Annotated in this window: 20 protein-coding genes; 18 read left to right on the top strand and 2 right to left on the bottom strand. The window is 44.0% G+C overall.

Annotated features, from left to right (window positions below; genetic code table 11):
- Positions 1-180: 180 nt before the first annotated feature.
- The gene (locus ACOJR9_RS08950; RefSeq protein WP_420935925.1) at positions 181-2,382 is read left to right on the top strand and encodes a fasciclin domain-containing protein; all 2,202 of its coding nucleotides are present in this window, start codon (positions 181-183) and stop codon (positions 2,380-2,382) included.
- Between the two features lie 165 nt (positions 2,383-2,547).
- Here the strand turns inward: ACOJR9_RS08950 and ACOJR9_RS08945 are convergent, their stop codons facing one another.
- On the bottom strand, positions 2,548-3,792 hold the full coding sequence (locus tag ACOJR9_RS08945; RefSeq protein ID WP_420935924.1) for a cystathionine gamma-synthase family protein: 1,245 nt from the start codon (positions 3,790-3,792) through the stop codon (positions 2,548-2,550).
- 102 nt (positions 3,793-3,894) lie between these two features.
- Positions 3,895-4,581, bottom strand: coding sequence for a 1-acyl-sn-glycerol-3-phosphate acyltransferase (locus ACOJR9_RS08940; RefSeq protein WP_420935923.1), 687 nt, complete (start codon positions 4,579-4,581; stop codon positions 3,895-3,897).
- Between the two features lie 165 nt (positions 4,582-4,746).
- Between ACOJR9_RS08940 and ACOJR9_RS08935 the strand changes: the two genes are divergently transcribed.
- The 17 genes from ACOJR9_RS08935 (at position 4,747) to brnA (ending at position 18,885) form a co-directional block, all read left to right on the top strand.
- Positions 4,747-5,553 carry an NRDE family protein gene (locus tag ACOJR9_RS08935; RefSeq protein WP_420935922.1) on the top strand — a complete coding sequence of 269 codons (807 nt, stop codon included), beginning with the start codon at positions 4,747-4,749 and terminating at the stop codon, positions 5,551-5,553.
- Positions 5,554-5,723: 170 nt separating this feature from the next.
- Positions 5,724-6,914 carry an aromatic amino acid transaminase gene (locus tag ACOJR9_RS08930; RefSeq protein ID WP_420935921.1) on the top strand — a complete coding sequence of 397 codons (1,191 nt, stop codon included), beginning with the start codon at positions 5,724-5,726 and terminating at the stop codon, positions 6,912-6,914.
- A gap of 919 nt (positions 6,915-7,833) precedes the next feature.
- Positions 7,834-8,331 carry a hypothetical protein gene (locus ACOJR9_RS08925; protein WP_420934875.1) on the top strand — a complete coding sequence of 166 codons (498 nt, stop codon included), beginning with the start codon at positions 7,834-7,836 and terminating at the stop codon, positions 8,329-8,331.
- 158 nt (positions 8,332-8,489) lie between these two features.
- Positions 8,490-8,762, top strand: a complete 273-nt coding sequence (locus tag ACOJR9_RS08920; RefSeq protein ID WP_420935920.1) for a hypothetical protein — start codon at positions 8,490-8,492, stop codon at positions 8,760-8,762.
- 717 nt (positions 8,763-9,479) lie between these two features.
- Positions 9,480-9,722 carry a hypothetical protein gene (locus tag ACOJR9_RS08915; RefSeq protein WP_420935919.1) on the top strand — a complete coding sequence of 81 codons (243 nt, stop codon included), beginning with the start codon at positions 9,480-9,482 and terminating at the stop codon, positions 9,720-9,722.
- 1,767 nt (positions 9,723-11,489) lie between these two features.
- A complete protein-coding gene (locus tag ACOJR9_RS08910; RefSeq protein ID WP_420935918.1) occupies positions 11,490-11,780 on the top strand; it encodes a hypothetical protein in 291 nt (96 codons plus the stop codon).
- A 180-nt stretch (positions 11,781-11,960) separates the two neighbouring features.
- Positions 11,961-12,164, top strand: coding sequence for a hypothetical protein (locus tag ACOJR9_RS08905; RefSeq protein ID WP_420935917.1), 204 nt, complete (start codon positions 11,961-11,963; stop codon positions 12,162-12,164).
- Between the two features lie 125 nt (positions 12,165-12,289).
- Positions 12,290-12,619, top strand: coding sequence for a hypothetical protein (locus ACOJR9_RS08900; RefSeq protein ID WP_420935916.1), 330 nt, complete (start codon positions 12,290-12,292; stop codon positions 12,617-12,619).
- Between the two features lie 118 nt (positions 12,620-12,737).
- On the top strand, positions 12,738-13,091 hold the full coding sequence (locus ACOJR9_RS08895) for a hypothetical protein (protein ID WP_420935915.1): 354 nt from the start codon (positions 12,738-12,740) through the stop codon (positions 13,089-13,091).
- 120 nt (positions 13,092-13,211) lie between these two features.
- Positions 13,212-13,943 (top strand): hypothetical protein, encoded by a 732-nt coding sequence (locus ACOJR9_RS08890; protein WP_420935914.1) that lies wholly within the window; start codon positions 13,212-13,214, stop codon positions 13,941-13,943.
- A gap of 1,443 nt (positions 13,944-15,386) precedes the next feature.
- Entirely contained in the window at positions 15,387-15,659 is a 273-nt protein-coding gene (locus ACOJR9_RS08885) for a zf-TFIIB domain-containing protein (protein ID WP_420935913.1), read from the top strand.
- A gap of 193 nt (positions 15,660-15,852) precedes the next feature.
- On the top strand, positions 15,853-16,179 hold the full coding sequence (locus ACOJR9_RS08880; protein WP_420935912.1) for a hypothetical protein: 327 nt from the start codon (positions 15,853-15,855) through the stop codon (positions 16,177-16,179).
- Between the two features lie 125 nt (positions 16,180-16,304).
- Positions 16,305-16,673: a DUF3703 domain-containing protein gene (locus ACOJR9_RS08875; RefSeq protein WP_420935911.1), complete on the top strand. Its 369-nt coding sequence runs from the start codon at positions 16,305-16,307 to the stop codon at positions 16,671-16,673.
- 979 nt (positions 16,674-17,652) lie between these two features.
- Positions 17,653-17,931 (top strand): type II toxin-antitoxin system RelE/ParE family toxin, encoded by a 279-nt coding sequence (locus ACOJR9_RS08870; RefSeq protein WP_012517116.1) that lies wholly within the window; start codon positions 17,653-17,655, stop codon positions 17,929-17,931.
- Positions 17,931-18,224, top strand: coding sequence for a HigA family addiction module antitoxin (locus ACOJR9_RS08865; protein ID WP_420935910.1), 294 nt, complete (start codon positions 17,931-17,933; stop codon positions 18,222-18,224). Before ACOJR9_RS08870 ends, ACOJR9_RS08865 begins: the two co-directional genes overlap by 1 nt.
- 162 nt (positions 18,225-18,386) lie before the next feature.
- Positions 18,387-18,650 (top strand): BrnT family toxin, encoded by a 264-nt coding sequence (locus ACOJR9_RS08860; RefSeq protein WP_420935909.1) that lies wholly within the window; start codon positions 18,387-18,389, stop codon positions 18,648-18,650.
- Positions 18,640-18,885: a type II toxin-antitoxin system BrnA family antitoxin gene (gene brnA, locus ACOJR9_RS08855; RefSeq protein WP_420935908.1), complete on the top strand. Its 246-nt coding sequence runs from the start codon at positions 18,640-18,642 to the stop codon at positions 18,883-18,885. Before ACOJR9_RS08860 ends, brnA begins: the two co-directional genes overlap by 11 nt.
- The last annotated feature ends 39 nt before the right edge of the window (positions 18,886-18,924 follow it).

Below are 18,924 nucleotides of genomic sequence, written 5' to 3'. Positions count from 1 at the left end.
TAAAGGGATAGAGTTTTTTGAACTTGTGCACGCTTCCCTCAAAGTCGCTTCAAACAAATAATTCCAAGCAGATTTCTTCTCTAATATTAAGAACTTTTAATCATGCTACTTTAGTAGAACTTTATCGAAAAAACCATCGTAAGAGCTTCGTAACGTTTGTTAATAAAAGGAAAATGAGTAATGAATCTGAAAATTAAAGCAGCGTTTTTAGCGGTTCCGCTCACACTCTCTGGTTGTTGGCTAGATGATGACGATGACTCACCAGCACCACAACCTGCTCCGCCACCTGAAGCAACGACGATAGTTGACGTTGCTGTGGCAGACGGCAACTTTACGACGCTAGTTGCAGCCCTTGAAGCGGCTGATTTAGTATCGACTCTTGACGATGAAAATGGCAGCTTTACTGTGTTTGCCCCCACTGACGATGCGTTTGAAGCGCTAGGTCAAGAAACAATCGATGCATTGCTTGCGGACACAGACGCACTTACTGACATCCTCACTTACCACGTGCTTTCTTCAGAAGTTAATGAGGAGGCTGCAATTGGCCAAGCGGGCAGTTTGGTTGAGACGGTGAATGGAGCATCGATTGCACTTTCATTGTCTGGAGACAACCTGCTAGTGAATACTGCTACTGTGACCATGACAGACATTGCCACTGACAATGGTATCATTCACGTCATAGACGCAGTCTTGATGCCCCCAGAGTTTGTTGACGCGAGCGACAGCACCATTGCACAAGTAGCGGCAGGTGATGAGCAATTTTCTACATTGGTAGCGGCGCTTACTGAGGCTGATCTGGTCAGCACGCTTGATGACCCAGACGCTACATTCACTGTGTTCGCGCCGACAGATGCAGCGTTCGCAATGATCGACGAAGAAACCCTATCTGCGTTACTAGAAGATACAGAGGCATTGACTGCTGTTTTATTACAACACGTACTACCTGAGTTAGCTGCTGATAGCGTGACCGCGTTTTCACTTAATGGCACCAGCGTTGAAACTGCATCAGGCGCATCTATTCCAATTGCTATCAATGAAGAAACAGATACCCTGACCGTAGGCGGAGCCAACGTTGTGGTGACAAACATTCAAGCCAGCAATGGTATTGTACATGTCATAGACACGGTTATTGTAGGCGATGTTGAACTGCCCACACCTGCGATGTCTATCGTGGACGTTGCGGCAGGGAACGAAAACTTTTCAACGCTAGTTGAATTACTCCAGTCGACTGGTTTAGACGCAACTCTTGCTGATACTTCGACAGAGTTTACTGTTTTTGCACCATCAAACGCAGCGTTTGATGCTGTTGATGAAGCCACACTCACCGCGCTAGCGCAAGATGCGGATGCATTAACAGAAGTGCTCACCTACCACGTGGTTCAGGGTGCAACAGTACTTCAAGATGGTGCATTTCAAATCGCCCAATCGGCAGAGAATAAAGTAGAAACAGTCAATGGTAGCGAAGTAGCCTTATCGCTATCAGGGTCTGACCTTTACGTTAATTCATCACTGGTATCTCAAACCGATATTATGGCCGACAACGGCGTAATCCATGTTGTAGACCAAGTAATACTGCCAATTGAAGAAACGGATGCTACGTCACAAACTATCGCAGACATCGCAGCTGGCAACGAAGATTTTTCAACGCTTGTTGCGGCACTATCAGCCGCAGACTTAGTCGACACACTGGCTGACGAAACAGCCACATTTACTGTATTCGCTCCAACCAACACTGCATTCGACAAAATTGAAGACACAGCCCTAAGTGGCTTACTTGCAGACACCGATGCACTATCACAAGTGTTGCTTCAACATGTCATTCCTGACGCAGAAGTGGGCGCGGTAGATGCATTTGCTGCAAATGGAACGTCAGTTAACACAGTATCTGGCGAGGATGTTGCTATTAGCATCATCAACTTCACGCAAGGCGAAAATACGCAAAGCGACGAAGTGGCTTATGATATTGCAAATGGACGTTTAGTGGGCGGTATGGGTAGCGATAATGCTGGCTTTACACTTTATACCTTCGACAACGATCTTGGCAGTGCAACCAGTAATTGTAACGATGCTTGCGCTGATATTTGGATGCCTCTATTGGTATCTGATTCAAACGCTTCAGGAACTCCTGGTCTGTCAACAGTAGAGCGTAGCGATGGAAGTATGCAAGCCGCTTTCCAAGGTCGCCCACTTTATTTCTTCGCTAATGACAGCGAAGCAGGTGATAATGCGGGTGATGGGGTAAATAATGTGTGGTTTGACGTTAGCTTGCCACAGACAGCATTAATGGTTGAAGGTGCAATAGTTACCACAACTGATATTAAAGCGTCAAACGGAACATTACACATTATAGATAGCGTTATTACCGAAACGCTTAATAATTAATGAGATGTTGAGTAGGTCAAAAAAGGGGCGCATTGCGCCCCTTTTTTAATTGTGTGTCAACGGTAATGCGAAAAAATCGCGCGCACAACACCTTCATACAACTAGAGTAGGCTAAACTGCACTAGCAATGTTGAGCAACAGATTTACTATTGTAGTTACGCAAAATTACTTACAATACGATAGTGCTGATGCGAAATCGGCAATGAGGTCCTCGGTATCTTCAATGCCTACAGAGATTCGAATCATGTTGTCTGATACACCCATCTGCTGTCTTTCCTCAGCGGTATTCTCAAAATAAATGGTAGGGGCTACTGGCAACGCCAATGTTCTATTATCACCTAAATGCGTGGCGCAAATGACCAACTCCATTTTGTTTAAAAACGCTACCGGGTCGATATTATCCACTAAATTAAAGCTTAGGATGGCACCATAGCCATTATTCAACTGCTCTCGAGCCATAAAGTGTTGTGGATGATCAGCAAGACCAGGGTAAAACACCTCATTAACGCTGTCGTGATTATCGAGAAATGTCGCTAACTTTGATGCGTTCTGCTGACTGCGCTGAAGACGAAGCCCAAGAGTTTCCATACCTAATGCAATGGCAGTGGCCGACTCTGGCGCTAGTGTAGCGCCTAAATCTCTCAACCCCTTTTTCTTTATTTGTGTCATTCCCCACTGCGCTGTGTCGGCTACCTTGTAAGCGGGTTTGATGTTGCTGTATTTTTCCCAATTAAAATGGCCGGTATCGGTAACAGCACCGCCAAGTACATTTCCGTGACCAGCAATGTATTTGGTTAACGAACAAAATACCAGTGACGCTTTATAGTCTTTAGCGTAGCACAGCGGAGGCGGTGTCATTGTATTATCGACCATAAAAAGAATGTGCTTCTCTTCACAAAACTGCCCTATCGCATGCAAATCGGAAACTTGGGTAACTGGGTTAGCCACTGTTTCACAGTAAACCCCTTTTGTATTCGGTTGGTACGCATCCATAACGTGTTCAATATCGGTAACATCGGTGTAAGTTACGTGAACACCGAAATCTTTTAATGTTTCGAAAAAGCTGCGCGTATTACCGAAAAGATACTGACTGACAATAAGATGATCGCCCGCTTTAAGCAGCGCGAATAAAGTGCTGCTAATAGCTGCCATTCCAGTGCTAAAGCAAAGTGTACCCACTCCCCCTTCCAGCTGATTAAGCATGTTTTGCAACGCAGCCACAGACGGTGACGAAGAGCGAGAATAAACATGCGCGGCACGTTTACCTTGGAAAGCATCGATGATGCCTTGAGCATCTTTAAACTCAAACAGCACAGAATTTGATGTACTAGTATGGACTCCGCCGTGTTCTGGCGTGTTAAGCATGCGATCGGCATGGACTTGTCGGGTAGTGAATCCCTGTTTCGTCACGAGTAAAGCTCCGGTAGTAAAGTTACGCAACAACCTCAGAAGCCACTGGATGGCAAATCGATGCTATGCGCATAGATAACGCCATGATGGTTTTCAAATGGTTTATTGAGGCCGTGTTATGCATTTTTCTGGGTATTTTGGGCAAACATTATCATAAAATGTATAGATAGTTTGCATTTGTTCATCAATGTTTTCGACCGTTTGGATCACATGACCGAAACAGATTATTTTAGTGCGGTAATCAAGGGAAATAAGTTGAATAGGTATATCTGCCTCTTTCGCAATATGCAGAAAGCCCGTTTTCCATGGAAAGATTGGGCTTCGCGTTCCCTCAGGTGCCAGTGCCAACACTAACTCATCAGCATGTTTTATCTTTTCAACAATACTGGTTACCACACCGTGTGCCTTACTTCGTTTAACGGGAATGCCGCCAAGCTTTTTTATGATATACCCGAGTGGCTGAACAAAAATGGTATGTTTGCCGAAAAAATTCAATTTTAAACGCAGCGAAAACACCACGAGCAAACCAATGAAAAAATCCCAATTGGTCGTGTGAGGTGCTACAGACAATATAGCTTTCTTCTGATTTATAAAGGCCCCTTCTACCCGCCAGCCCCGCTTGGTAAGCACAAAAGCGGCTAATGACGATAACCATTGCGGCCACTGCCGAGCTATATGGTCGTCTATCCACAGCTCACTGATTTTTATGCTAGTTTTCACGCTGGCAATAGAGCTAGTGGCGTTTTTTACCTCATTGTTTTTCGTGTTGAGAGTTTTATTGCTATTCATTTTTATTATTCTCATACTGCTCAAGGTGTTAAGGGTAAAGAAATTCAAAACGCAAATCTACGATTAACAGTAAAACGCGCAGTAAGGCTCACTCTTACGCTAACAATTTGCAGCGCAGTATTATCTGTAATCGGGCGTTTCTGGCATATCGAACAAGGTGTAAACATGTGTATTTTATTTATCGCTCATCATAAGCATCCTCGCTACCCACTTATTATTGCGGCTAATAGAGATGAATTTTATGCAAGACCAACTGCTCCTGCTGCATTTTGGGACGATGCTCCTTCTATACTGGCGGGCAGAGATCTGGAAGCAAACGGCACATGGATGGGCGTTACACGAAATGGAAAAATTGCGGCAATCACCAACGTACGTGCCCCGTCTGAAGTGCGCACAGACGTGACTTCCCGGGGTGAGTTGGTAACCAACTGGCTGAAAGACGATAAAGCCCAATTTACTGAGCAGTTAACCGAGCAATATACCGAGCTTTCAACAGAACCGTATTTACAAACGCTGAAAGACACTCGCCACCACTATAACGGCTATAACCTAGTGTTTGGTAACGCAAGCGCGTTGCAGGTTTACAATAACGTGAATAACTCCGTACACCCATTAGAGCAAGGAGTGTTTGGCCTTTCAAACGCAAACATTATTACCCCATGGCCAAAGGTTACCCAAGGTGTAGCAAACTTGAATAAATACGTATCCCAGCATGACACTATAGACACCGAAGATCTGTTTGGGCTACTGCGCAATGAGGACAAAGCAGACGACCAACACCTTCCCAGTACGGGTATTGGTTACGAATGGGAAAAAGCGCTGTCTTCTATCTTTATCAATATACCCAGCTACGGTACGCGAACATCCACTATTTTGTTGGTTGATAGCAGCGGCGAACTTAGCTTTAAAGAACGAACCTTTACTGAAAAGGGAGAAACAACGCAAACTCGAGAATTTTCCTTCAAAATTTAACGGGTTTGTAGAATAAATCTTTCGAGGTTTACAAAATTCGATATTGAATTGAAATATTTTCAACGAATAGGTGTCGTTTTTTGTATCAGCAATGGCATAATGCGTGCCTGCTAGCATTTGATTTCCATTATTTGCAGACCAACATTTGCACACCAGAGTGAGGACATATCGTGTTTGAAGTATTACCCTATCTAGCCCCAGATCCAATTCTTGGCCTTTCTGCTTCTTATAGAGAAGATACCAACCCGAGTAAAATAGACTTAGGCGTTGGCGTATATAAAGATGAGCAAGGTAATACCCCTATTCTTTCGAGTGTGGCAAAAGCACAACAACTTTTACTAGAGCGCGAAACCAGTAAAACCTATATTACTCCTCAGGGTAACCAAGGTTTTATCGATGGCATGCTATCGCTACTACTTGGCAAAAACAGCCCGGTACTAATGGCCGATCGCGTTGCGGCCGTTCAGGCTCCAGGTGGTTGTGGTGCCCTTCGCATTCTTTCTGAGCTTTTAGTGCGTTGTAACGACAAAGCAAAAGTGTGGGTAAGCGACCCTACATGGGCGAACCATATTCCGCTTATTGGCTCTGCGGGTTTAGAAATAGAAACCTACCCGTATTTCGATAAAGCATCTGCCAGTATTCGCTTTGACGCCATGATGGACACCCTTCGCAACGTTAACAAGGGCGATATAGTGTTACTTCACGGCTGCTGCCACAACCCAACCGGTGCAGACTTAACCAATGCACAATGGGATGAAGTATTAGCGGTTGCTAAAGAACGTGAATTTTTACCATTTATCGATGTAGCTTACTTGGGCTTTGGTGAAGGGTTAGAAGAAGATGCCTACGGCATGCGTCTTCTTGTTGAAAATCTTCCTGAAGTTATTGTTGCTGCATCGTGCTCTAAAAACTTCGGTCTGTATCGCGAACGTGTTGGCCTTGCCGCTATTGTTACCCAAGACACAGCAACCCGCAAAATTGCGCAGGGACAAATACAGTCTATTGCTCGTGCTATTTACTCAATGCCACCAAGCTACGGCGGTGCACTCGTTGACTTAATTTTAGCTGACGAAGCTCTTAACAATGAATGGGTTTCTGAGGTTAACGAAATGCGCGACCGCATGAAAACGTTGCGTGCAATGCTAGTGCAAAACCTTCATGACAACGGCTCACCAAAAGACTTTAGCTTTGTAAACGACCAAAAAGGTATGTTCTCGTTTTTGTGTATCACGCCTGAGCAAGTGCGCGAAGTAAGAGAAAAGCACAGCGTTTATTTTGTAGACTCAAGCCGTGTAAATATTGCTGGTATTAACAAAAACAACGTTGAAACCTTGGCAAAAGCATTGGTTTCTGTTCTTTAGCCCAAGGCTATTGAAGCAAAAGCCTTAAATCTGCAGTTTAAAACTAAATGAAAAGCCGCTGCGTTTGATGACGCAGCGGCTTTTTTGTTCCCCAAAGTACCCTAGCCCCTAGGTTGACCTCATTTTTATTCTGCCTGTGCGGATTTCATTCAGTACAAGCACCTTATTATCATATGGTTGTATAAAATGGTTAAAAATTAGACCGAATACATGCTAAAAAAATAAAAATAGCGTACCTAAAGCCTTTCAGAAACATAACTGACTACAAGCATAGTTTTTCTTGCAGTGCGTGAAGTACACCTCTCCCACCTAACACACCATTTTGGTACTTTTAACTCATGAGCAAAAAACACCATTATAATTTATTGTTTTATTAAGAGGAGTTAGAGGGTAATCTAACAATACTGATAAAATTAAAAACCCCATGATGGTGTATTTAGACAGACCGGTTTGGGGTCTAGTAAAGTGTTAGGCGTCATTTACTTACAGCATAAAAATGTGGGTTCAGCCGTGACATTCCAGCGCCAAGGTTGTTTCGCTAGGTTGTCTTTACGGCTTGCTTTTTCGGTAGTTCCATCGGCTTTAGCAACGCCCTTTTCATCAACATCGCAACGCCAACATTCTGCATCATCAGCTTTCTAAACTCGTTCTTTTATCCAGCAATGTCGTTAACATCTGGCTTTTCGCACAGGGTTGTTTTATCTTAAATTCAATAATTTAAATACGCGGTCTATTTGGCTAGTGGTGGCAGCAAAGCTGCGTACTTTCAGTTGTACGCCTAACAAAACGCTCAAGCCACTCCCTTCGGTCGCTGGGACGCTAACATGTGGGCTGACTCACTTCGTTCGGATTTTAGCCCACATGCTAGCGCCCCTTAGCTTAAAGTTAGCAGCCAGGTTAGGAGTTTGAGTTATATACGATGTTAGAACCATCAAGTAGTACCTACTTCGTAAGTAACGTGGAGTCCATCAGCGCTAGTTTCAATTCAATTGGCTTAGTAATCGCTGGCGCAGTCCTTGTTGCGATTTTTAAATTGACGCCTCTGCTACAGTCGCTCTCAACTCTAATCAAGTTAAAGCCTAAACACATCGTAGTTATTGCGTTTAGCATATTTATAATTGCTTTTGCCACAGAACTTTTCAACGGTTTGGGAATTCATCGCGTCCAAAATGCTATTTTGACTAACCAGCCCCAAATCGTATCAGGGTGTATAACCGAACATAAAATAGTACAGGGTAATAGCAGGGAAGAAATGTTCGTTGTTTCAGATGTAAAATTCAAATATAACGATTACGCTACTGAAAAATACTTTTTTGCCAATCGGAATCGCGACACATTCATTAAAAACGGACAGTGTGTGACTATTGTTTTCCTGCCTAAACAGGAAAACGGAATTTTAAAAATCGACAAGGTTTGAGTTACATTGGCTGCTAACAAACAACTGTTGGCGCTCACTGCGTTCGCTGGGACACAAACACATGGGCTCCCTCGCTTCGCTCGTTATTTTAGCCCATGTATTTGTGCCCCAAAGTTGGGCGTTATGTGCCAAAGGATAACGACCCTCAATGAAATTTCATGAAGTTTCCAATCACTCTTGCAGTCAAAGACTGTACAAATATGGTCCCTCGAAAAGTGCTAACAAAGCGTAAATTACTAGCCCAATATCTTCTTCTATATCCAATTTATACGGTTATTGCCCTGGCCGCTCTTTGTGGTCTTTTAGCTGTTGCCTTTGGTTGGTCATTTAGTTATGCGAAATCGTTTTTCTTGGTTTCTTCTGTTTTTCTTGTCATATTGTTTTATATAATAAATTTCAGAACAATTATTCAAGCGTTATTAGCAGAGTAAACAAGCATTTATTCGGTATGGCACATAACAAGTCAATTAACGCACTCACTTCGTTCGCTGGGACGCATACACACGGGGCGGCTGCGCCATTATGCCCCACATGTCTGCGCCCGTTATTGAAAAGTTAGGCGTCATTTACTTACAGCACTAAAAAGTAGTCTCAGCAGTGACATTACAGCATCAAGGCTGTTTCGCTAGGTTGTATTTACGGCTTACTTTTTCGGTAGTTTAAACGGCTTTAGCAACGGGCTTTTCATCAACTCAGCAACGCCACCACTCTGCATTTCCAGTTGTTTAAACTCGCTCTTTTTTCCAGCATTACCGTTAACATCTGGCTTTTCGCACAGGGTTGTTTTATCTTAAATTCAATTATTTAAACACGCGGTCTATTTGGCTAGTGGTGGCAGCAAAGCTGCGTACTTTCAGTTGTACGCCTAACAAAACGCTGTTGGCACTCCCTTCGGTCGCTGGGACGCTAACACGTGGGCTGACTCACTTCGTTCGGATTTTAGCCCACGTGCTAGCGCCCCTTAGCTTAAAGTTAGAAGGCGTCAGCCAAACTTCGTTTGCTTAATTAAATAATCAGTTCAACTACCCTCACCTGTTTTCACCAGCATCGCTTTAGCTTTTGGTAGTTTTAATGTCACCGCATTAACTTCAAAGGTTGCGCATTAGGCGCTTTACCGCCAAGTTCTTATTTACCGCTAGTAAGCGCCAATGCGTTTGGCAGTTCAAATGGCGGATTGTTTCAGTCAAATCAAAAACATCACTGCGCTGTCGTTTTACTTGTTTGTGTTAATAATCAATCGTATGCTGGTTTCATTAGTTTTTAATAAGGCCAAAGGGACAGGCTCTGCTTCTAACAAAGCGCTCAAGTTCACTCCCTTCGGTCGCTGGGACGCTAACATGTGGGCTGACTCACTTCGTTCGGATTTTAGCCCACATGCTAGCGCCCCTTAGCTTAAAGTTAGGCGTCATTTGCTTACAGCATTAAAGAGTAGTCTCAGCAGTGACATTACAGCATCAAGGCTGTTTCGCTAGGTTGTATTTACGGCTTACTTTTTCGGTAGTTTAAACGGCTTTAGCAACGGGCTTTTCATCAGCTCAGCAACGCCACCACTCTGCATCTCCAGTTGTTTAAACTCGCTCTTTTTTCCAGCATTACCGTTAACATCTGGCATTTCGCACAGGGTTGTTTTATCTTAAATTCAATTATTTGAATACGCGGTCTATTTGGCTAGTGGTGGCAGCAGAGCTGCGTACTTTCAGTTGTACGCCTAACAAAACGCTCAAGCCACTCCCTTCGGTCGCTGGGACGCTAACATGTGGGCTGACTCACTTCGTTCGGATTTTAGCCCACATGCTAGCGCCCCTTAGCTTAAAGTTAGGCGTCATTTACTTACAGCATTAAAATGTGGGTTCAGCCGTGACATTCTAGCATCAAGGTTGTTTCGCTAGGTTGTCTTTACGGCTTACTTTTTTCAGTTGTTTCAACGGCTTTAGCAACGGGCTTTTCATCAACTCAGCATCGCCAGCATTCTGCATCATCAGCTTTCTAAACTCGCTCTTTTATCCAGCAATGTCGTTAACATCTGGCATTTCGCACAGGGTTGTTTTATCTTAAATTCAATAATTTAAACGCCCGGCCTAATTGGCTAGTGGTGGCAGCAAAGCTGCGTACTTGCAGTTGTACGCCTAACAAAACGCTGTTGGCACTCCCTCCGGTCGTTGGGACGCTAACACGGGGCCGCTTCGCGATTATAGCCCCATGTTAGCGCCCCAAAGCTTAGTGTTAGGTTTCATTCGAACATTGCATGGTTGGCAGTGCCAGCCATAGCAGTGAGGGGCGCACGTTTGTACATGACTCTCGTGGATGCGAGAACACCATCAATGCAGACGTGGTGCGACGCCCTGCCTCCTCGGTTCGTACCCGAGGCGGCAATCCATAGCTTGGTCTGCAAAACCAAGCTATGGCGTCACGGCCAGTGACGTTAAACCTAGGTTTAAACTTCCTAGGTCGGCCTAGGAGTTCAAGAGCAGACTTTATGTTTACTTTAAAAACTCCTAAATTCGAGGTTACTGTCAATGTAGCAGCAATAATTAGAGCTTTAGCTTTAATATTGGTGCTACTGTAACCATTGGCGAGGTCACATCTGTGGCCCCAAGCCAAAAACCTAACAAAAAAATTAAGTCACTCACTTCGTTCGCTGGGACGCATACATGCGGGGCGGCTTCGCCATTATGCCCCACACGCCTGCGCCCCTTATTTAAAAGTTAGGCGTCATTTACTTACAGTATTAAAATGTTGGTTCAGAAGTGACATTCCAGCATCAAGGTTGTTTCATTAGGTTGTCTTTACGGCTTGCTTTTTCTGTAGTTTCATCGGCTTTAGCAACGCCCTTTTCATCAACATCGCAACGCCAACATTCAACATCACCAGTTTTCTAAACTCGCTCTTTTATCAAGCATTACCACTAACATCTGGCTTTTCGCACAGGGTTGTTTTATCTTAAATTCAATAATTTAAACAAGCTGGCTAATTGGCTAGTGGTGGCAGCAGAGCTGCGTACATTTGGTTGTACGCCTAACAAAACGCTGTTGGCACTCCCTTCGGTCGCTGGGACGCTAACACGTGGGCTGGCTCGCTTCGCTCGGATTTTAGCCCACGTGCTAGCGCCCCAAAGCTCAGCGTTAGCTTTTGTTGGTTCATTTGTGGAGTCTGGAATTGTGATAGAACACAAATGCGATAAGCTTCCAAAAGGAGCATTTGTTTACAAAGCACAAGTAAGTTCGAGTAGTGTGCTTGCATGGCGTTTGCATCTAATTCGTGAAGCGACAGAGGAAGACTTAGAAGAAAATCATTATCTTAATGAATTTGGCGAAGACATATGGACGGTTTTAGCAGAAATATCATTCTGCCCTTATTGTGGTGATGATCTATATGATGGTCAGTTTAATGAGGCTAATGGTAATTTTGCACTATATGATTCATCAGGTTACAAAATGAAAAAATGTTAAATTTAATTCGCAGCTCGCTAACAAAGCTAGTCAGCAACGCTCCCGTTGGTCGCTGTGTGCTTTGCGTTAGCACCAGAATGGTCAGGCATGGCAAAGATTAAGAAAAAGCTAACTCCGGCTCAAAGGCGCATAAAGAAAGCTGCGACAGCCGAGCGACAAAAGAAATACCAGTGGGTCTTTATGAGTGGAAAGCAAGTCAAAATAAAGCTGCCACCGACTGTGGATGGCATACCAGTAGATCAGTTAATTGACGAGAATGCCGATCCGATCTGGCTGCATCAGAATGAAGTGTGGGAATTGATGCCGGTGGAAGAACCTATTCCTGCTCCTGCTTCGCCTACTGAAGCAGTGGTAATGGAATACGAGAATGGAATACCGTTTTGATTTCAACCCACATAGTGCAGCCGAGCAGTGCTAACAAGTTACTGCAACGGAAAAATTACTCGCTGGCGCTCCCAATTTTCCGGTGAGTAAGGCGTTAGCCAACTGTTAAACATCAAGGTTATTTTATGGAAGAAATGATAGAAGCAATTGATAAAGCGATAAAAAGATTGGTAGCTCCAGTATCCATGTTAATAGCTGCTGCAATACTCAACTATAGTCCCGAAGGAGAAGAGCCGAAGTCAAATTTTATTGTTTTTGTAGTTTATGTTCTCGGTTTTTCAGCGCTAACATTTGTCGTTTGTTCAGGTTGTCTAGCTTGGAAAGAAATCCGAAAATCGAACTCTAAAGGATACATATCAGGTGCCGTAGCTCTGGCGTTTTCACTTGTATATTTTATTCTATTCCTAACAGCTATTCGTCTTGGATTTGATAAAGTTGATTGGGTTGTCGGCTAACAAAACGCTCAAGTCGCATCCCGCTGCGCGGGCTGCTGGGACAAAAACACAATGCAGCTCCGCCATTTTCGCATTGTGCTTTTGCCCCTTAGCTTAGTGTTAGGCATTTGGAGAAAACATGGAAGGTTTAAATAAACAAATAAGCACTCTGTTGATAACTGCTGCGTTAGCAGTTGGTGGCGTATCTTTGGGGCTTAATTATGTTCTAACTCAGTTTCAAGAAATTCAGGAGAACTTCGAAACAGAGTTACCATTTTGGTTATCTTGGGTTTTTCCCACTTTCGATTATTGGTTTGTTATTACTGGCGCGTTGATTGTTCTGTTTGTATTCTCATTAAAGCCCAGTATCAAACGTTCCCTTACGTTCAATCGTGCTGCTGTAAAAGCGGCTTTATTGGGTTATGCATGTTCAGTACTTTTTGTTGTTTTTTCGGTTCTCGCCATTTATTGGCCTGTGGTGCAACATGCCTAACAAAACGCTAAACTCGTTCCCTGCGGTCACTGGGACAAATACGCGGGGCGGCTTCGCCATTTTCGCCCCACGCATTTGCCCGTTAGCTTAGTGTTATGTTTTCAGGAGAGTTAATCAGCAATGTCGATCAATTGGAAAGAAAGTGATTATTCTGGTTATGAATGGGTTAAGGAAAAGCCTGACGCCGTTTTTAAATTAGACACTGATTACGACTCTGATAAACTTCTATTATCAGGACCTTCAATTCATGACGGGCTAAGTAGCTATCAAGAGAAAAAAATTAAAGATAGTTGGGTGGAAATACTTCCTCAATTAAATTCTGTTGAAATGCTTTGGGTTGCTCCAAAAGTAAATCAAAAAATCTTTGATGCTATTTGTAAAATGCCTAATTTAAAAGGTCTTTGGATTAAACACTCAAGCATTAACGAGATTACCTTCAATGCCTTATCAAATCTGTCTTACTTTAATCTTGGGAGTTCTACGAGCTTGGCTAGCTTAAAAGGTATTGAGCAGTTAGCTCAACTAAAGTGGCTTGAGTTCGAAAACATTAAAAAAATTACTGACATTACCGAAATATCAAAACTTAAATACTTAAAAGTATTAGGGCTTAATGGCAGTACTTGGAAGACTCAAAAGATAGATAGCTTGCAACCTATTGCTTCTTTAAAAGAGTTAGAAAAGCTTTCTCTTGTAAATACTAGAGTCACAGACAAAAGTTTTAAGGCATTACATGAACTTCCGCTATTGATTGAGTTAAATGTTGCTCAATGGTGGCCAGATAATGAGGTTCTAGAATTACAACAAGCTAACCCAAAGCTCCTCAAAAAATGGAAGGAATGGCGGGATTGGTAAAGAAAACATAATCGGGTAGCCGGAGGTCTCTAACCTCCAGCCCCCACAACACCCTGCATGCGGCTCCGCACAGGGCGTTTCCCAAAAGTTTTCAAAATAGGCTGGCAGATTAGCTCCAACTTATCCCAATGCTGGTTTCTGCTTTTGCGCCAACGCTCCTAAGCCCGGTCGGGCATGAAGACGTTGAGCTGCACAGGCTCCTCACTGACCTTTGGGTTCCGGCCTTCACCGTGTCCCAACCATTACGATGGGCGTTTGGCTACTATGCCATCTGCTGACTTCTGCTTAATCACCTTCAAGGTTACCCCTGTAGGCGCTATCGGTTTTCATCTAATTCGCTCCTTCCAGTCGATGACGCTGAAAAGCCAAGGCACTTATATACCAGAGCCTCACTGGTGAGTTACCGACCGCAGGTTAAGCAGATCTCCCCAGATAAGGGCATGCACTTTCTCTGCACTGCTGCATCATTTACGGTGGCTGTTAAGTCACATGGCTTCGTTGTCTTGTGCCAACTCGCCTCCAGCCTACGCCTCATATGATGTTCTTGTTCATCAGCTCGCAGATTTGCTAGCGGCTTCCTCCAGACAAATCCTCGCGGATTTGCCCTTGCCATTCGCTAGTAGTTATCATCTAATAGCAATATTAATCGCTAAGGATGGTGACCTTCCTACAGAGGACTTTCACCTCATTAGTTCATGCCCATGCTGGGCGTACACAAGGCGCGCCACAGGGACGCCAAACCGCAAGCGGTTTTTCGCCTGTGCGCTTGGTGTTAGGCGTCATTTACTTACAGCATTAAAAAGTAGTCTCAGCGGTGACATTACAGGATCAAGGCTGTTTCGCTAGGTTGTATTTACGGCTTACTTTTTCGGTAGTTTAAACGGCTTTAGCAACGGGCTTTTCATCAACTCAGCAACGCCAGCATTCTGCATCTCCAATTGTTTAAACTCGCTCTTTTTTCCAGCATTACCGTTAACATCTGGCTTTTCGCACAGGGTTGTTTTATCTTAAATTAACTAATTTAAACACGCGGTCTATTTGGCTAGTGGTGGCAGCAAAGCTGTGTACGTTCCGTCTTACGCCTAACGCTGTTGGCACTCCCTCCGGTCGCTGTGACGCTAACACGTGGGCTGACTCACTTCGTTCGGATTATAGCCCACGTGCTAGCGCCCCAAAGCTTAGTGTTATACGCAATAAGGACGTTGTTGAAATATGTATTGTCCCAGAACCAAAACAGCTCTTAAAAAAATTAATGTTGGCAAGGTTCCCGTATATGTGAGTGAAGCTTGCGGTGGCGTGCTTTTCGAAAATCAAACCCTCAAAGATTTTGAATGCCCTAGCGATAAGCGAGGAAAAGCTTTAGCGAACTATTTAAGTCAATTCCATAATGAAATAGCTGATCTTAAGCAGAGAGTAAGGTGCCCTGTGTGCCCGGACACAATAATGCTAAGACGTTACTATAGTCCTTTACATGCAGTTGAAATAGATGAATGTCCAGGGTGCGGTGCAATATGGCTGGATACTGGCGAACTTGAAAAGTTGCAGTCTCTGATGCTCAACGAAAAGGATCGGGCAATCCTTCGTCACGAATTGATGAAGGAACACGAGAGAAGTGAGATAAAAGGACTGCCTCACAAACATGACAACTGGCATAGACGGAGCGACAAGGTAGATGCACTTTTCGACCTTGCATCATATATCACCAATGGTTGGTAGTATCATTGCGTATAACAAAACGCTATTGTCACTCACTTCGTTCGCTGGGACGCAAACACGGGGCCGCTTCGCGATTATAGCCCCGTGCCTGCGCCCCAAAGCTTAGCTATAAGCCGAATTCGAACACTGTATACTTGAACAGTGGTTTTTTCACCCCATATTGTAATTTTACTTTTTTACATTAGGGGAAAATATGAGAGATTTAAGAGACGAGCTTGTTAAAGGCGTATTTGACAATGTCAGAAACTATGTGTTGGCGTCGGTTGTTATTTCAACTGGCGTTGTTACAGCAAGGAGTGGATTTGCTGAAACCATTGATTGGTACTTAGCTGTCATTGGTATATATATAGTATTAATTGGCTTTAGTCTATTTTCGTTAAATGTGGTTCATGCATGGAAAAAATTTCAAGAACTGAACCTTTCGAAGTGGATATTTATTGCCACTTCAACAACTTACACATTCATTACAATAGAGTTTGTAAGAACACTTTGGGCAAGTAAGGCGGCGGTCGGCTTATAACAAAACGCTTAAGTCGCAGCCCGCGGGGCGGGCTGCTGGGACAATTACGCAATGCCGCTTCGCGATTATCGCATTGCGTAATTGCCCCTTAGCTTAAAGTTATACGTCAAGGATAGGTTAGTAATATGATTAGCAAGTTCTCTATAAACATTGCCGCGGATGTTGAAGCTGAAATAGCATTAGCTAAGAAATTGGAAATTACCGATAACCCTACAGAATCTTTTCATCACTTAGAAAATGCGCATGTCTTGGGGCAAGAGTCTACTTGGTGGCATGTTAAGGTGCACTTCCTTATGTTTCTTTGGGCTATTCGTCAACGTGACGTCAAGGAAGGGTTCGGCCAGATTATACGTATATTGGGTGCCGCAACTAAAACAGCGATTGGCTTAGTACCAGCGGGCAATACAGGTGGCTCTAATATTAGTCCATTTAAAAAGCTGCCGATAAAACCAATACACCAAGCAGCCATTATTAAGGCCAAAGGTAATGTATAATCAGGTAGCCGGAGGTCTTTAACCTCCAGCCCCACAACACCCTGCACCGAAGCGTCGGCCCGGACGGCCCCGCACAGGGCGTTTCCCAAAAGTTTTCAAAATAAGCTGGCCGATTAGCTCCAACTTATCCCAATGCTGGTTTCTGATTTTGCGCCAACGCTCCTAAGCCCGGTCGGGCATGAAGACGTTGAGCTGCACAGGCTCCTCACTGACCTTTAGGTTTGTGACGGGTCGGCCCCCGACTTCACCGTGTCCCAACCATCACGATGGGCGTTTGGCTACTATGCCGTCTGCTGAAATCTCCATGGATGGAGTGAATGCCGAAAAATGCCGGGAGCATTTTCGGTCTTCTGCTTAATCATCAACAAAGTTGCCTCTATTGACGCTGTCGGTTTTCATCGTATTCGGTCTTTCCAGTTGATGAGGCTGAAAAGCCAAGGCACTTATATACCAGAGCCTGACTGGTTATTTACCGATCGCTTGTTAAGCAGATCTCTGGAAGGCCAGTCCCACCGCAGATAAGAGCATGCACTGTCCCTGCACTGCTGCATCATTTACGGTGGCCGTTAAGTCACATGGTTTCGTTGTCTTGGACCCAAAGCGCTTCGCGGGGCCGGCCCTGCCAACTCACCTTCAGCCTACGCCTCATATGATGTTCTTGTTCATCAGCTCGCAGATTTGCTAGCGGCTTCCTCCAGACAAATCCTCGCGGATTTGCCCTTGCCATTCGCTAGTAGTTATCATCTAATAGCAATATTGATCGCTAAGGATGGTGACCTTCCTACAGAGGACTTTTATCCGGGGCGGCCTCCCGCTCATTAGTTCATGCCCATGCTGGGCGTACACAAGTCGTTTAAAAGGACAAAAAACAGTTGGCTTTTGCTCCTTCGTCGCTAATTTTAGCCAACAATTTTTTGCCTCTTAACGAGGTGTTAGGCGTTAAGTTGCACCGCGTTGCGCAATGCGCTACACTCATTCCATGATTAAGTCATTTAAACATAAGGGTCTGAAGCTGTTTTTCGAGAAAGGGAAAACTTCAGGCATACAGACTAAGCACGCGAAAAAACTTCGCATGCAGTTAGCTGCTATCCACACCGCGCAAGATATAGATGACATCAATTTACCTGGCTTTTCTCTCCACCAACTGAAAGGAGAAAGGTCAAATATTTGGTCGATATCAGTCAACGGCAATTGGAGAGTTACTTTCGAGTTCACGGATGGTAATGCTTACATCTTAAATTACGAGGATTATCACTAATGAATATGCATAACCCACCACATCCTGGGGAATTTATTGAGTCCATTTACATGGAACCACACGGCATAAGTTGCAGATCACTTGCGACTCATCTTGGTGTTGCAGCTTCTACACTAAATCGTGTCGTTAAGGGAAAAAGTGCAGTAACGCCAGAAATGGCATTAAGGCTATCAAAGGTATTAGGGCGAAGCCCTGAAAGCTGGCTTAGCATGCAAGACAATTACGAGCTATGGCAGGCGAAGCAGAACATCAACTTGGATAACGTGCAGCCAATAGATCTGGATGCCGCCTAACAAAAAAATCAAGTTCGCCTGCTGCACGGGCTGGGACACAAACACGTGGGCTGACTCGCTCCGCTCGATTGTAGCCCACACGTCTGCGCCCCTTATTTAAAGGTTAGCTGTCCCTCAATTTCACCCCTTGCAGAATGAGTTAAAAAGGTATAATTTTTACTCATGCAGAATTTCGAATTTGACCAGAATAAAAGTGATTCTAATTTAGCCAAACATGGAATCGACTTTGTTGAAGCCCAAAAGCTTTGGAATGATCCAATGCTTTTGGAGATCCCAGCAAAAACAGAAGATGAACCTAGATATATCATTATTGGTCTTACAGGTGGCAAACACTGGACAGCAGTGATTACTTATAGGAATAAAAACATTCGAATTATTTCTGTACGACACGCCAGAAAGTCAGAGGTGGCAATATATGAAAGCTAAAAGTTTCGAGGAAAAATTTGAGAGTGGAGATGAAATTCTTCAGCACTTAGATTTATCCAAGGCAAAACGCCCAATGCAAAAACAAAAAAGGATTAACGTAGACATTCCGGAATGGATGATCGATTCCTTGGATAGAGAAGCCGGTCGGGTTGGCGTTACTCGCCAATCTATAATTAAGGTTTGGTTGGCTGAGAGACTGGAGCAATCGCAGTCTTTAGAACGCACAGGCAGCTAACAAAGCGCTAAACACGTTAGCTTAGCGTTAGCTGCTTCA

The sequence above is a fragment of the Alteromonas ulvae genome (genome assembly GCF_048987005.1).
In the GTDB taxonomy this organism is placed as follows: Bacteria; Pseudomonadota; Gammaproteobacteria; order Enterobacterales; family Alteromonadaceae; genus Alteromonas.
This window is presented reverse-complemented; position numbering and strand designations above follow the sequence as displayed.

Coding starts and splice junctions, on each gene's coding strand:
- ACOJR9_RS08875 (WP_420935911.1), top strand. CDS start 16,305: ATGATTAGCAAGTTCTCTATAAACATTGCCGCGGATGTTGAAGCTGAA.
- ACOJR9_RS08915 (WP_420935919.1), top strand. CDS start 9,480: ATGCGTTTGGCAGTTCAAATGGCGGATTGTTTCAGTCAAATCAAAAAC.
- ACOJR9_RS08950 (WP_420935925.1), top strand. CDS start 181: ATGAATCTGAAAATTAAAGCAGCGTTTTTAGCGGTTCCGCTCACACTC.
- ACOJR9_RS08880 (WP_420935912.1), top strand. CDS start 15,853: ATGAGAGATTTAAGAGACGAGCTTGTTAAAGGCGTATTTGACAATGTC.
- ACOJR9_RS08900 (WP_420935916.1), top strand. CDS start 12,290: ATGGAAGAAATGATAGAAGCAATTGATAAAGCGATAAAAAGATTGGTA.
- brnA (WP_420935908.1), top strand. CDS start 18,640: ATGAAAGCTAAAAGTTTCGAGGAAAAATTTGAGAGTGGAGATGAAATT.
- ACOJR9_RS08920 (WP_420935920.1), top strand. CDS start 8,490: ATGAAGTTTCCAATCACTCTTGCAGTCAAAGACTGTACAAATATGGTC.
- ACOJR9_RS08890 (WP_420935914.1), top strand. CDS start 13,212: ATGTCGATCAATTGGAAAGAAAGTGATTATTCTGGTTATGAATGGGTT.
- ACOJR9_RS08865 (WP_420935910.1), top strand. CDS start 17,931: ATGAATATGCATAACCCACCACATCCTGGGGAATTTATTGAGTCCATT.
- ACOJR9_RS08940 (WP_420935923.1), bottom strand. CDS start 4,581: ATGAATAGCAATAAAACTCTCAACACGAAAAACAATGAGGTAAAAAAC.
- ACOJR9_RS08895 (WP_420935915.1), top strand. CDS start 12,738: ATGGAAGGTTTAAATAAACAAATAAGCACTCTGTTGATAACTGCTGCG.
- ACOJR9_RS08905 (WP_420935917.1), top strand. CDS start 11,961: ATGAGTGGAAAGCAAGTCAAAATAAAGCTGCCACCGACTGTGGATGGC.
- ACOJR9_RS08885 (WP_420935913.1), top strand. CDS start 15,387: ATGCTAAGACGTTACTATAGTCCTTTACATGCAGTTGAAATAGATGAA.
- ACOJR9_RS08925 (WP_420934875.1), top strand. CDS start 7,834: ATGTTAGAACCATCAAGTAGTACCTACTTCGTAAGTAACGTGGAGTCC.
- ACOJR9_RS08870 (WP_012517116.1), top strand. CDS start 17,653: ATGATTAAGTCATTTAAACATAAGGGTCTGAAGCTGTTTTTCGAGAAA.
- ACOJR9_RS08860 (WP_420935909.1), top strand. CDS start 18,387: ATGCAGAATTTCGAATTTGACCAGAATAAAAGTGATTCTAATTTAGCC.
- ACOJR9_RS08935 (WP_420935922.1), top strand. CDS start 4,747: ATGTGTATTTTATTTATCGCTCATCATAAGCATCCTCGCTACCCACTT.